The following is a 13511-nucleotide window of genomic DNA, read 5'->3' on the forward strand; positions in this document are numbered from 1 at the left end:
GGATCGAATAAAGGAACCACCACGTGAAGGCTCTCTCGCAAAAGCGGCGTCACCCACTTGCAGTAATAGCGCTGCTCCTGATGGGACTCCTCGTCACTGGTGGGCTTTATGCCGTAGCCACCACCGTCAACCAGGCCAAGGCCTCCACCACCAGCTTCAGTGCCACTGACACTGCTGAAGGCGGAAAGCTTTTTGCCGCAAACTGCGCAACCTGCCATGGCATGGGTGCCAGCGGTACCAAGGACGGCCCCTCCCTCGTGGGTGTCGGTGCAGCCGCGGTTGACTTCCAGGTCGGCACCGGCCGCATGCCGATGCAGATGAACGGCCCCCAGGCCTACAAGAAGCCTGCCCAGTTCAACGATGAGCAGACCCACCAGCTTTCAGCCTATGTGGCTTCCCTGGGAGCAGGCCCGGCAATTCCTGAAGAGGGCCTGTTGGACGAAAAGGGCGATGCAGCAGCCGGTGGCGAGCTCTTCCGCGTGAACTGTGCCATGTGCCACAACGCAGCCGCAGCCGGCGGTGCCCTGACCCGTGGCAAGTTCGCGCCAGCCCTCGCTGACGTCTCAGGAAAGCACATCTACGAGGCAATGGTCACCGGCCCGCAGAACATGCCCGTCTTCAGTGACGCAAACGTTTCCCCTGAGGGTAAGCGCGACATCATCACGTTCCTGAAGCAGATCGAAGCCAACGGCTCCCCCGGCGGCGCTGACCTCGGTGCGCTCGGCCCCGTCGCTGAAGGTCTCTTCGTCTGGGTTGCAGGTCTCGGCGTCATCATCGCCTTTACGATCTGGCTGACCTCCCGCACGTCCTAGGACGCTGCACCTACACAAAAAAACTTCTGCTGCCCAGTCAGCAGTTTGACATTGAAAACTAACTCGGCAGACGCCGGGACGAGAGAAGGATGAGGCGAATTATGGGCAACCATAGTGACGGCAGTCCGAACCACTCGGGCACCGTAGCTACGGCTGGTCAGAATGAGGTGGAGAAGTTCCAGGATCCTGGAATTCCCCCGCACCGTTTGCGCCTGGCCGACACGGACCCGAGGGCCGCAAAGCGTGCAGAACGGCAGGTTGCCCTGCTCTTCGGCGCCTCCGTGGTGGGCACCCTGTTGTTCCTGGTGGCGTACTTCGCCATCGATCTGGGCGACGCGAGCATCGCCACCATCCGGCTGCAGAATGCCCTGCTGGGCCTTGGCACGGCGTTTGCCATGCTGGGCATCGGAACCGGCATCGTGCACTGGGCCAAGGCCCTGATGCCGGACCACGAAGTCTCCGAGGAGCGCCACGCGATCCGCCACGAAGAGGACCGCCAGGCTGCAGTCCGGATCGTGGACGACATCGTGGAAGAGACCGGCATCAAGCGCCGCCCCCTCATCCGTAACACCCTCCTTGGCGCCGTTGCCCTGGCACCGCTGCCCGCCCTGGCGATTTTCGGTGACCTTGGCCCCCGCCCGGATAACAAACTGGCCCACACCATGTGGGCACCGCAGGAAGGCAAGCTCAAGCGCCTCACCCGCGACCCCGACGGCACGCCGATCAAGGCCTCTGACGTGACCATCGGCTCCGCCTTCCACGTCATTCCGGAAGGCCTGAACGAACTGCACGAAGGCAAACTCAACGAGAAGGCAAAAGCCGTTGTTCTCCTGATGCGCCTTGACCCTGCCTCGCTGAACCCGTCAAAAGGCCGTGAGGACTGGAGCTACAACGGCATCGTTGCCTACTCCAAGATCTGCACCCACGTCGGTTGCCCCGTTGCCCTTTACGAGCAGCAAACGCACCATCTGCTGTGCCCGTGCCACCAGTCCACTTTTGACCTCACCAATGAGTGCAAAGTGATCTTTGGCCCGGCCAGCCGGCCCCTCCCCCAGCTGCCCATCGCAGTTGACGACGAAGGCTACCTGGTCGCCACCAGCGACTTCAATGAACCCGTAGGACCAAGTTACTGGGAGCGTGATGAGCATGAGCGCAGCATCAAGAGCTGAAGCCCCCGCCTTCGTCGCCAAGACCAAAGCCGGACGTATCACTGATTTTGTCGACTCACGCGTCGGCGGATCGGGCATCCTGCGCGAATTCGGACGAAAAGTATTTCCCGACCACTGGTCGTTTATGTTCGGTGAAGTCGCGCTGTATTCCTTCGTCATCCTCTTGCTGTCGGGCACGTTCCTGACCTTCTTCTTTGACCCCTCCATGGCGGAAACGCACTATGACGGGTCCTACGTTCCCCTGAAGAACGTTGAAATGTCGGTGGCCTACAGCTCGTCGCTGAATATCTCCTTCGACGTCCGCGGCGGCCTCTTCATGCGCCAGGTACACCACTGGTCGGCATTGCTGTTCGTAGCCTCGATTGCCGTGCACATGCTCCGGGTGTTCTTCACCGGCGCATTCCGCAAGCCGCGCGAAATGAACTGGGTAGTGGGCGGCGTCCTGCTTATCCTGGCCATGGCCGCTGGCTTTACCGGATACTCCCTCCCCGATGACCTGCTCTCCGGCAACGGCCTGCGGATCATCGACGGCGTCATGAAAGCCATCCCCGTTATCGGAACGTACGCTTCGTTCTTCTTCTTCGGCGGAGAGTTCCCCGGCTCCATGGTCATCGGCCGCCTGTACATGCTGCACATCCTGCTTGTGCCTGCGCTCATCCTGCTGATGATCGTCCTGCACCTCTTCATGGTGGTTGTCCACAAGCACACCCAGTACCCCGGCCCGGGCCGCAACGACGGCAACGTGGTGGGTTACCCGCTCGGACCGGTATACGCAGCCAAGGCCGGCGGGTTCTTCTTCATCGTCTTTGGCGTTGTGGCCCTGATGGCAGCCTTCTTCACCATCAACCCGATCTGGAACTACGGGCCGTACGACCCCTCACCGGTGTCCGCCGGTACGCAGCCTGACTGGTACATCGGCTTCGTTGACGGTGCCTTGAGGCTCATGCCGGGTGTACTCGGCGATTTCCACTTCGAGTACGTGGTCTTCGGTTACGTGCTGACCCTGAACGTCCTGCTTCCGGCCCTGGTGCCGGCAGGCATCCTGTTCACGGTGATGTTCATGTACCCGTGGATCGAAAGCTGGGTCACCAAGGACAATCGTGAACACCACGTCCTGGACCGCCCGCGCAACGCCCCCACCCGTACGGCCATTGGTGTTGCAGGCTTCGTCTGGTACTGCGTGATGTGGGCAGCCGCAGGTTCAGACCTCATCGCCACCCACTTCCACGTGTCGCTGAACGACGTCACCTACTGGTTGCGGACGCTGTTCTTCATCGGCCCGATCATTGCCTTCGTTGTGACCAAGCGTGTGGCTCTGGCGCTTCAGCGCAAGGACCGCGAGATCGCATTGCACGGCCGCGAAACCGGTCGCATCGTGCGCCTGCCGCATGGCGAATTCATCGAAGTGCACGCGCCCTTGGACGAGTACAAGCGTTACAAGCTGGTCGGTTTTGAGTCCCCGCTCCCGTTGCCTGCAGTCCCCAACGACCACGGCGTCGTAACGCGCAAGGAAAAGCGGCGTGCGTTCCTGTCGCGGTGGTTCTTCGAGGACCGCGTTGCTCCGGCCACTCCGGCCGAGCTGGAGGCCGCACATGGCCACCACGCCCCCGCAGTGGAGGCGGCAGAGGAAAGCAAGAGCCTCAGCCACTGATCCACAGCCGGTTTTGAGTCAAGACGAAAGGCCCGTTCCATTGGAACGGGCCTTTCGTCTTGACTGTGGGTTGGGCTTGATAGGCCTCTAGTGGCTGCGGTATCCCGAGGAATGGCCGCGGGCAGGCCTGGCGCCGGGCCGCTGCAGGGGCACCCAGAGTTTGTACCTGTCCGCCCGGTAGTACGAAACGGAGTAGTCCACCATTGCCCTGGCAACAAAGGCGTGGCGCTGGATTTTGAGCAGCGGTGTGCCCACATCCACGTTGAGCAGCCGGGCGGTGGACGGTGAGGCCGCCGTCGCCTCAATCATGTCCTCTCCCCACTCCATGACAAGGCCGAACTGCTCACTGAGCACGTTGTAGAGCGACGTTGGCGGATCGCCGTCCAGCAGCCCAGGCACACGGTGGGCCGGGATGAAGTTCTCATCCACGCTCATGGGTTCGCCGTCCGCCAGCAGGAGCCGCCGGAAACGGACCAGGGGTGTCCCCTCCTCGACCTGGAGCTCGCGGGCCAGAAACGCGCTGGCGCCAATCTGCTCGAAGCTAAGGACCTTCGCCGCCGGGACCATTCCTCGGCGCTGCATCTCCTCACTGTAGGAGGTGAGCTTAACCTGAAGGTCCAGTTTTGGCTTTCGGACGAAAGTGCCGAGACCGACTACGCGCTCGATAACCTCCTCGCCCACGAGGGCATCGATGGCCTGGCGGACCGTCATCCGGGCCAGGCCGAAGCGTGTCGCCAGATCGCGTTCGGACGGCAGCGCGGACCCCGGCGGGCACGAATCGCTGATGTAAGCCCTGAGAATCTCCCTCAGTTGGACATAAATGGCAATCCCGTTGCTGCGGTCAATCTCACCGGCAACTCCGCGGGCATCAGCAGCCACGGAGGGACACTTCTGCTTCTGTGTTCACCCTCCAATCTTAAAGCAATTTCAAGCAGGTCTAGACCAGCTGCGGCCTAAGGACCGTGGACCGTATTTGGATGAGCAGACCGCCGGCCGGATAATTGGACAGGAAATTTCAGCAGAAGACGGTGGGGGCCGTCAGGGAAAAGGGAGCCCAGTTGCCGGTGCACAAGGCCGTTGTATCAGCGTCGATCGGCCTTCACGCCCGCCCTGCCGCGGTGTTCGTCAGGGCCGTGACTGAAACAGGGCTTCCCGTCCGAATCAGTAAGGCCGGCATTGAAGCTGTCGACGCAAGGTCGCTTCTCGAAGTTATGACGGCCGACTTCGAGTTTGGCTGCGAAGTTGAACTTTCGGTTCCTGACACCGCCGTGGATGGCCCCTCCGGCCTGCAGACAGCACAAGCGGCCCTCCAGTCCCTCGCCCAACTCCTGGAGTCCCAGGGGGCACGCTGACGCCCGTGGAGGCGGAGACTGAACCCCGCCGTCGTCCCCGGGACGCTCTGGCACTTCCTGCAGTGTTCTCCCCAACGCACTTTCATCTTCCGCGGCATTAAAGCCAACGCTCTTTCACCTTCTGCTGGCCATGACCCGCTGAACCGGGTACCGGTAGCCCGCAGCAAGTGCCTGAGCGTTTCCGGTGGACTGGATGCGGAATGGCAGACAACGACGTCGGGCCCCACCAACGGTGGGGCCCGACGTCGTTGCGTGAAACTTCAGTACTTCAGAGGTACTAGTGTGCGTGGTCTCCGCGGCTGTATTCGAAGACCCAGCCAACAAGGGCGACAACAGCGAGTCCGCCGGCAATGAACACAATCCAGAAGCCGACTGCCAGGCCAAGGAATCCGCCTGCACAGGCAAGACCCAGGACCAGCGGCCACCAGCTCCAAGGGCTGAAGTGACCCTGCTCGCCGGCGCCCTCATGGACCTCGGCGTCGCTGCGGTCCTCCGGACGGGGACCGACGCGCTTGCCGGTGAAGCCGAGGTAGGCGCCGATCATGCCGGCAAGGCCGGCCAACAGCAGGACACCCAGCAGGCCCACGGGCTCATTCCAGTTGGTCAGGAAACCATAAACCAAGGCGACCGGAATGAAGAAGAAAACGCCGCCTCCAAAAATCCATGATTCGATCTTCACTTGGCTGTGTCCTTCTGGTCGGCGTTACCGAGAACCGCTGCGGCCGGAGCCGGTGATTCCACTGTGTGTACCTGGGAGAGCTCGGGGTGGTGCAGGTCCAATGCCGGGCGTTCCGAACGGATGCGCGGCAGGGAGGTGAAGTTGTGGCGGGGAGGCGGGCAGGAGGTTGCCCACTCAAGGGACGCACCGAAGCCCCAGGGATCGTCCACTTCCACACGCTCGGCACTGCGCCAGGTGATGTACACGTTCCAGAAGAACGGAATCAGCGAAGCACCCAGCACGAAGGACGCAACCGTGGAGAACTGGTTCATCCAGGTGAAGTTGTCCTCCACCAGGTAGTCGGCGTAGCGGCGGGGCATGCCCTCGACACCGAGCCAGTGCTGGATGAGGAACGTGCCGTGGAAGCCCAGGAACAGGAGCCAGAAGTGGATCTTGCCCAGACGCTCGTTCAGCATCTTGCCCGTGAACTTGGGCCACCAGAAGTAGAAGCCTGCGAACATCGCAAACACCACGGTGCCGAACACCACGTAGTGGAAGTGCGCAACCACGAAGTAGGAGTCAGAGACGTGGAAGTCCAGCGGCGGTGAGGCCAGGATGATGCCGGTCAGGCCACCGAAGAGGAAGGTGATGAGGAAGCCGATGCTCCACAGCATCGGGGTCTCAAAGGTCAGGGACCCCCGCCACATGGTGCCGATCCAGTTGAAGAACTTCACGCCGGTGGGTACTGCGATCAGCATGGTCATGAACGCGAAGAACGGCAGCAGGACCGAGCCGGTCACGTACATGTGGTGCGCCCACACCGTCACGGACAGGGCGGCGATGGAGATGGTCGCGTAGATCAGGCCCTTGTAGCCGAAGATGGGCTTCCGGCTGAAGACCGGGAAGATCTCCGAGACGATGCCGAAGAACGGCAGCGCGATGATGTACACCTCGGGGTGGCCGAAGAACCAGAACAGGTGCTGCCAGAGGACGGCACCTCCGTTTTCCGGATCAAATATATGGGCACCGAAGCGGCGGTCCGCACCGAGTGCGAACAGTGCAGCCGCCAGCGGCGGGAAGGCCATCAGGACCAGGATGGACGTGATCAGGGCGTTCCAGGTGAAAATCGGCATCCGCCACATGGTCATGCCCGGGGCACGCATGCACACGATGGTGGTGATGAAGTTGACCGCACCGAGGATGGTTCCGAAGCCGGACAGGGCCAGGCCGAAGACCCACAGGTCACCGCCGACGCCCGGGCTGAAGGTGGTGTTAGACAGCGGCGCGTAAGCGAACCAACCGAACGAAGCGGCACCCTGCGGGGTAATGAAACCGGAGACCGCAATGGTTGAGCCGAAGAGGAAGAACCAGAAGGCCAGCGCGTTCAGACGGGGGAAGGCCACGTCCGGGGCGCCGATCTGCAGCGGCATGATCACGTTGGTGAAGCCGGCAAACAAGGGTGTAGCGAACATCAGCAGCATCACCGTGCCGTGCATGGTGAACAGCTGGTTGTACTGTTCCTTGGTCTGCAGGATCTGCATACCGGGTTCGAACAGCTCGGCGCGGATCAGCAGGGCCATCACGCCGCCGAAGCAGAAGAACACGAAGGACGCGATCAGGTACATGTACCCGATGGTCTTGTGGTCGGTGGAGGTGATCCAGTTGACGACGATGCGTCCCTTGGATTTGGGAACCACGGGGGCCGTGAGGACGCCGGTGGTGGGTGCGGATTGAGTGTACGTAGCCACGTCGCTCCCCTTACTTAATTTCGTTCAGGTTGGGGTTGCGGTCGTACTCTTCGCCGAGGAGGCCAACGTTTCCGGCTGACCGGAGCTCGTCCATGTGGGTCTGGAATTCAGATTCCGACACCACCTTGACCCGGAACAGCATCTCGGAGTGGTACTCGCCACAGAGTTCGGCACACTTGCCGTCGTACGTCCCCTCTTTGGTGGGGGTAAACCTGATGTAGTTGGTCTTGCCGGGGATCATGTCGCGCTTCTGCAGGAAGGCGGGGACCCAGAAGGAGTGGATCACATCGCGTGCATTGAGCTCGAGGTCAACTGACTTGTTGACCGGCAGGTAGAGCGTAGGAAGCTTTTCCTTGTCAATCGTGTTGCCGGTCAGGTGCGCCTGTTCACCGGCTTCGTAGACGTCTTCTTCGATGACGTCGCCGGCTTTGTAGTTGAAGTCCCAGGCCCACTGCTTGCCACGGACGTCAACGACGACGTCGGCAGGCTTGGAACGGTCATCAATGGCCTGCTGGTCGCGGTCAGTGAAGTAGAAGAAGACCAGGACCATGAAAATCGGGATGGTCAGGTAGAAGACTTCCAGCGGCAGGTTGAAGCTGGTCTGCCGGGGAAAACCTACTGTCCCCTTGCGGCGGCGGTAGGCCACGATGCACCAGATGATCAGGCCCCAGGTAATGGTGCCCACAACCAAGGCAGCAATCCATGAGTTGACCCAGAGGTCCATGATCCGGTCGGTGTTACTGGTGGTCCCACGTTCAGTGGGCAGCCACCCTCTCTCTACCTCTGGCGAACATCCAGTCAAAACCAACGCGCCGGCGATTGCCAAGGCTGAGATCGTAGTGATCGTTGTGCGTCGGCTGCCGGTTCGGTTCTGCGAACTCACAGACGGCCCTTCCTACTTGTTGCTGGAGCCCGGCAAGCAAAAAGCAGTCCCGGGCACACTAAAAGTTTTACTACTCGGTGTAGAGCTTACCGCTCCGCCGGGCGTTTCGCCCACATGTCGGCGCCGTGGCTCCGTCCCGTTTATCAGGGACGGAAAACAGGCGCCGGCATCGGGCGAAAAGACCGGTTAGTGGAACGAATCACCGCAGGCGCAGGAGCCGCCGGCGTTGGGATTGTCGATGGTGAAACCCTGCTTAGAGATGGTGTCCTCGAAGTCGATGCTGGCGCCGCTGAGGTAGGGCACGCTCATCTTGTCAACGACGACTTCGACGCCGTCGTAGTCACGGACGGCGTCGCCGTCGAGCAGCCGCTCATCAAAGTAAAGCTGGTAGATCAGTCCCGAACATCCGCCGGGCTGGACAGCAACCCGGAGGCGAAGGTCGGTGCGGCCTTCCTGTTCGAGAAGACTGCGTACCTTGCCTGCGGCGACGTCGGTCAGCTTGACCTCATGGGCGGCCAGTTCGTCACTGCCGGCACTGGTGGTTTCGGTGCTGTTCTCATTGGTTGCGGTGCTCATTGGCCTACCTTCTTAGGACGGGTCCTGGCGGCGCCGCCTGGGCGGCACCTGCCCCTACGGATACGGTACGGGCTATAGCTACATGCTACTTCGGTCAGGCGTGTAGCTCTAACTGCTGGCGTAACCATGAGTGCCGGCGGATTGTTCCCTGCAGCAGGGGGGAGCGCCGTCGAGGCTGTGGAATCAGGCGAGGCCTTCGGCGTTCAGCCGGGCCAGGAGCAGGGCCTCGGCCACCACAGCATTCTTGAAATCGCCGATATGGAGGGACTCGTTGGCACTGTGGGCGCGCGAATCCGGGTCTTCGACGCCGGTAACCAGGATCTGGACGTCAGGGTAGAGCTCTGTCAGGTCCGAAATGAACGGGATCGATCCGCCGATTCCCATCTCCACGGCAGGAACACCCCAGGACTCCCCGAGGGCCCACATGGCCAATTCCGCAGCCTTGGATGCGGTGTCGGTCAGGAACGAATTACCGCTCTCACCCGGAGTGAAAACCACTTTCGCACCAAAGGGTGCGTTGGCTTCAACGTGGCGCCGGACAGCGTCCATCGCGTCTGCGGGCACCTGGCCAGGTGCCAGGCGGAGGCTGAACTTGGCGCGTGCCCGTGGCAGGAGCGTATTCGACGCCACATCCACCGCGGGGGCATCAAAGCCAATGATGGACAGTGCGGGCTTGGTCCACAGACGCGAAGCAATGCTGCCTGTGCCGGCAAGCCGCACGCCGTCAAGAACCGAGGAGTCGGCCCGGTACTCCGCTTCGGTGAGGTCAACGGCCACGTTGTCGGTGGAAACCAGACCCTCGATCGCCACGTTGCCGTCCTCATCATGGAGGGTAGCGATGAGCCTGGAAAGCAGGGTGGGGGCATCGAGCACGGGGCCGCCAAACATGCCTGAATGGACAGCGTGCTCGAGCACCTGCACCTCGATGGTTCCATCCACGAGGCCCCGCAGGCTGGTGGTCAAGGCGGGAATGCCCACCTTCCAGTTGCTTGAATCGGCGACGACGATGACGTCCGCCTGAAGCAAATCCCGATGGGTTTCCAGGAAGGGGCGGAAGGTGGGCGAGCCGGCCTCCTCCTCGCCTTCGATAAAGAACGTCACCCCGAGGCCGAATTCGCGCCCCAGCACCTCAACAGCGGCAGTGTAGGCAGCCACATGGGTCATGATGCCGGCCTTGTCGTCGGCAGCGCCACGGCCGTAGAGCCGGCCGTCACGCTCGACGGCGGTGAACGGCTCTGATTCCCATAGTGCCGGATCGCCCGGCGGCTGGACGTCGTGGTGGGCGTATAAAAGGATGGTCGGCTTCCCGGCCGCCGCCTGGCGGCGTGCGACGACGGCGGGTCCGCCGGCGGTTCCGTCCGCCTTTGCGCTGCGCAGGACCTGGACTTCCTCAAGTCCCGCCGCGCGGAGCAACTCCGCTACGGACTGGGCGCTGGCTTCCAGCGGGGCGGGATCGAAACTGGGCCAGGCAATGCCCGGGATTGCCACGAGCTCCTTGAGCCGGGCCATGGTTGCCTCGAAGGACCTGCTGACGGACAGCCGGAGCGCAGCCGTATCAATCGTTACAGCACTGGACACAGCAGAGTGGGGGTTGTCGGGGCTGCCGGCATCGCGCGGAGTGCCCGCTGGAGAGGAAGTCATGGCGATCACAATACCCGCGCGGAATCTCTGCAGGCCGCAAGGTATTCTGTTGAGGTGTTCGGACGTAAAAAAGAAGCGCCAACGGCGCAGCAATCAATAGACCAGCAGGCCGCTGAAGCGGCCGCCCGGCAGGATGCCGCGTTTGGCAAGGGTGCACCCACGCCAACCCGTAGGGCCCAGGAAGCTGCGAGGAAGCGGCCCCTGGTGCCGGAGGACCGCAAGGCATCCAAAGCTGCCGAGCGCCAGGCCATCCAGGACCAGCGGACCAAAATGCGTCAGGCACTTGATACCGGTGACGAGAAGTTCCTGCCCCTGCGTGACAAGGGACCACAGAAGCGTTTCGCCCGCGACTATGTGGATGCGCGGTTCAGCCTGGGTGAATACCTGATGTTCGGGGCCCTGGTGTTTGTCATCATTTCCTTGATCGTCCCGGCCTCCAGCGAGCAGATGATTTACGTCCTGGGCGGCTTCTGGGTAATGTTCCTGGCCGTCTTTGTGGACGTGTTCATCCTGTCCCGGCAGCTCCGCAAGAAGCTGGCCGCCAAATTCGGCGAGGTGGAGCGCGGCACCGTCTGGTACGGCTCAATGCGCTCATTGCAGTTCCGCAAGCTGCGGCTGCCCAAGCCGCTCGTGAAGCGCGGACAATACCCGTCCTGATATGCCTGCCCGGGTGGGCCCGGCGGCTCACTCCATTGTTCGAGGCTCACTCCGTTGTTCAACCAGCAAACCCCGGCGGTCTTACCGCCGGGGTTTGCTCGTCTTTGCCGGTTGTCGGATTGCCGGCCTTGGTCTTCCCCGTCAGGTGCGCTTCCTGCCGGCCCGCGCCCTGGCCAGTTCGCGGTTGATCCGCGCGGCCCAGAAGGGCCCCTCGTAGAGGAAGGCCGTGTAACCCTGGACCAGGGTTGCTCCGGCGTCCAGCCGCTCCTGCACATCCCGGGCCGTCTCCACGCCGCCAACCGAGACGAGGGTAAGCGCGTCCCCGGTGGCCTCCTTGAGCCGGCGGAGGACTTCCAGCGACCGCTGCTTCAATGGCGCACCGGAAAGCCCCCCGGCGCCGCAGTCCGCGACCTTCGCGGCCGGTGTCGTCAGACCGCTGCGGCCGATGGTCGTATTGGTGGCGATGATTCCGTCCAGCTTCAGGTCCAGCGCCAGCCGGGCGACGTCGTCGATGTCTTCATCGCTGAGGTCCGGGGCAATCTTTACCAGCAATGGCACGTGGCGCCCGGCGGCCCGGTCGGCCTCCTCCCCCACGGCCGTCAGCAGCGGCCGAAGTGTCTGGACATCCTGCAGGAGGCGGAGCCCTGGCGTGTTGGGCGAACTCACGTTGACCACCAGGTAGTCGGCGGCCGGGGCAAGGCTCCGGGCACTGATGAGGTAGTCAGCCACGGCCTCGTCGAGCTCCACTACTTTGCTTTTGCCGATGTTTACCCCGATCACCGGGCGGACGTTCGGGTGCCTGCGCTGCAGGGCAGCCCGGGCCGCCTTGAGCCGGGGTTCGACGGCGGCCGCGCCGTCGTTGTTGAACCCCATCCGGTTGATCACTGCGCGGTCCTCGATGAGCCGGAACAGGCGTGGTTTCCCGTTGCCTGGCTGTGCCTGGCCGGTGATGGTCCCCACTTCCACATGGCCGAAGCCAAGCTCAGCGAGGGCCTCGATGCCCAGGCCCTCCTTGTCGAATCCTGCGGCCAGGCCAAACGGGGACGGGAAGGTGACACCGAACGCCGTGGTCTGCAGGGACGGTTCGGGGGCCGTGAACCTCGCCAGGACACGGCCTGCCCCTGAAGCATGGACGAGCCTGATCCCCTTGAATCCGATCTTGTGGGCGCGTTCGGCGTCCATCCATGAAAAGGCCAGCCTGAAGAATGTGGGATATACGCGCATGGCTCTAGTTTTCCGTCTTGGCCGGTCAGGACCAAACCGGGCAGCTGCGGTTTCGCCCGGCTAGCATAAAACCATGACCTGGCAGCCAGACATCCTCGGCGAAGGCTTCGAAGCCTGGACCTTCCAGGCTTCCGGCGCCGACCGTGTTCAGCGGACCGCCACGCTGGTGCGCTTCCGGGCCGGGGAACGGTCCGTCGAACAGCCCGGGGCCGGGGTTGACGTGGCACGCGCGCCACGAAGGACAGTGTTGTTCCTGCACGGCTGGAGCGACTATTTCTTCAATGTTGACCTGGCTGAATTCTGGACCCGTAACGGGTTCGAGTTCTATGCGCTGGACATGCACAACCACGGGCGCAGCCTGCGCCCGGACAGCCCCGGCGGTTACGTGGCCAACCTTGCCGATTACGACGCCGAGATCGAGCACGCCATCGAGCTCATCCGCGCCGACGCGCATCACATCGAACCTGCCGGCCAGTCCGTGCCCGCTTCCGATGAGCCAATGTCACTGACGCTGATGGGACATTCCACCGGCGGTTTGGTGGCGGCCTTGTGGGTCAGCCGACACCCAGACACCGTTTCCCAGCTCGTGCTAAACAGCCCTTGGCTGGAAATGCACGGCAGCTCGCTGGTCCGCCGCGCAGCGTCCACCATGGTGGGGCCGGTGGCGCGTTTCCGTCCCGAGGCAGTCCTTCGGCTGCCCGAGCGCGGATTCTATTGGCGGACCATCAGCAGTTCGGCCGAGGGCGAGTGGGCGCTGGATGACAGGTTTCGGCCGCCGATGGCTTTCCCGCTGAGGGCCGGCTGGCTAAGTGCCGTCCTGTCCGGTCATGCCAAGGTGGCCCGTGGGCTGGCCATCAATATCCCCATACTGGTCCTGCTCTCGCGGGGAAGTGCAAACGGGCCATTCTGGACCGAGGAAATGCGGCGGACCGACGCTGTCCTGGACGTCAACATCATCGCCCTCCGGGCACTGACGCTGGGGCGTACCGTCACGGTAGAGCGGATTGAAGGGGCCCTCCATGACGTCTTCCTCTCCCCTGCCCGGATACGGGCGGACGCTTATTCGAGGCTTTCCCGGTGGCTGCGTGCCTACGGCCCCCCTGGAAGCGGCGGACCCGGAGCCGGCATATGACCCGGGCG

At 62.8% G+C, this 13511-nt stretch carries 13 protein-coding genes; 6 read left to right on the top strand and 7 right to left on the bottom strand.

Going from position 1 to position 13511, the window contains the following annotated elements; genetic code table 11:
• Window positions 1-23 precede the first annotated feature (23 nt).
• From qcrC to qcrB, 3 genes are all read left to right on the top strand, one after another.
• Window positions 24-812, top strand: a complete 789-nt coding sequence (gene qcrC / locus ACS5PJ_RS01480; protein WP_439433159.1) for a cytochrome bc1 complex diheme cytochrome c subunit — start codon at window positions 24-26, stop codon at window positions 810-812.
• A 101-nt stretch (window positions 813-913) separates the two neighbouring features.
• A complete protein-coding gene (gene qcrA / locus ACS5PJ_RS01485) occupies window positions 914-1981 on the top strand; it encodes a cytochrome bc1 complex Rieske iron-sulfur subunit (RefSeq protein WP_439433160.1) in 1068 nt (355 codons plus the stop codon).
• A complete protein-coding gene (gene qcrB / locus ACS5PJ_RS01490; RefSeq protein ID WP_439433161.1) occupies window positions 1959-3632 on the top strand; it encodes a cytochrome bc1 complex cytochrome b subunit in 1674 nt (557 codons plus the stop codon). Before qcrA ends, qcrB begins: the two co-directional genes overlap by 23 nt.
• A gap of 87 nt (window positions 3633-3719) precedes the next feature.
• On the opposite strand, the gene ACS5PJ_RS01495 is transcribed toward qcrB, so the two are convergent.
• Window positions 3720-4511: a GntR family transcriptional regulator gene (locus ACS5PJ_RS01495; RefSeq protein WP_439433162.1), complete on the bottom strand. Its 792-nt coding sequence runs from the start codon at window positions 4509-4511 to the stop codon at window positions 3720-3722.
• 179 nt (window positions 4512-4690) lie between these two features.
• On the opposite strand from ACS5PJ_RS01495, the gene ACS5PJ_RS01500 reads away from it, so the two are divergent.
• Window positions 4691-4984: an HPr family phosphocarrier protein gene (locus ACS5PJ_RS01500; protein ID WP_439433551.1), complete on the top strand. Its 294-nt coding sequence runs from the start codon at window positions 4691-4693 to the stop codon at window positions 4982-4984.
• 277 nt (window positions 4985-5261) lie between these two features.
• Here the strand turns inward: ACS5PJ_RS01500 and ACS5PJ_RS01505 are convergent, their stop codons facing one another.
• From ACS5PJ_RS01505 to ACS5PJ_RS01525, 5 genes are all read right to left on the bottom strand, one after another.
• The gene (locus tag ACS5PJ_RS01505) at window positions 5262-5663 is read right to left on the bottom strand and encodes a cytochrome c oxidase subunit 4 (protein ID WP_354148382.1); all 402 of its coding nucleotides are present in this window, start codon (window positions 5661-5663) and stop codon (window positions 5262-5264) included.
• Window positions 5660-7390 (bottom strand): aa3-type cytochrome oxidase subunit I, encoded by a 1731-nt coding sequence (gene ctaD / locus ACS5PJ_RS01510; RefSeq protein WP_439433163.1) that lies wholly within the window; start codon window positions 7388-7390, stop codon window positions 5660-5662. Before ctaD ends, ACS5PJ_RS01505 begins: the two co-directional genes overlap by 4 nt.
• Window positions 7391-7400: 10 nt before the next feature.
• Window positions 7401-8273 (bottom strand): aa3-type cytochrome oxidase subunit II, encoded by an 873-nt coding sequence (gene ctaC, locus ACS5PJ_RS01515; protein ID WP_439433164.1) that lies wholly within the window; start codon window positions 8271-8273, stop codon window positions 7401-7403.
• 186 nt (window positions 8274-8459) lie between these two features.
• A complete protein-coding gene (locus ACS5PJ_RS01520) occupies window positions 8460-8849 on the bottom strand; it encodes a HesB/IscA family protein (RefSeq protein WP_439433165.1) in 390 nt (129 codons plus the stop codon).
• 183 nt (window positions 8850-9032) lie between these two features.
• Complete coding sequence (locus ACS5PJ_RS01525; RefSeq protein ID WP_439433166.1) at window positions 9033-10490, bottom strand: dipeptidase; 1458 nt, start codon at window positions 10488-10490, stop codon at window positions 9033-9035.
• Window positions 10491-10544: 54 nt separating this feature from the next.
• Between ACS5PJ_RS01525 and ACS5PJ_RS01530 the strand changes: the two genes are divergently transcribed.
• Window positions 10545-11147: a DUF3043 domain-containing protein gene (locus ACS5PJ_RS01530; protein WP_354148378.1), complete on the top strand. Its 603-nt coding sequence runs from the start codon at window positions 10545-10547 to the stop codon at window positions 11145-11147.
• 141 nt (window positions 11148-11288) lie between these two features.
• Here the strand turns inward: ACS5PJ_RS01530 and ACS5PJ_RS01535 are convergent, their stop codons facing one another.
• A complete protein-coding gene (locus tag ACS5PJ_RS01535; protein WP_439433167.1) occupies window positions 11289-12371 on the bottom strand; it encodes a quinone-dependent dihydroorotate dehydrogenase in 1083 nt (360 codons plus the stop codon).
• A gap of 73 nt (window positions 12372-12444) precedes the next feature.
• Between ACS5PJ_RS01535 and ACS5PJ_RS01540 the strand changes: the two genes are divergently transcribed.
• A complete protein-coding gene (locus ACS5PJ_RS01540) occupies window positions 12445-13503 on the top strand; it encodes an alpha/beta hydrolase (RefSeq protein ID WP_439433168.1) in 1059 nt (352 codons plus the stop codon).
• Window positions 13504-13511: the final 8 nt, after the last annotated feature.

The organism is Pseudarthrobacter cremeus, from assembly GCF_051857465.1.
Taxonomy (GTDB): Bacteria; Actinomycetota; Actinomycetes; order Actinomycetales; family Micrococcaceae; genus Arthrobacter.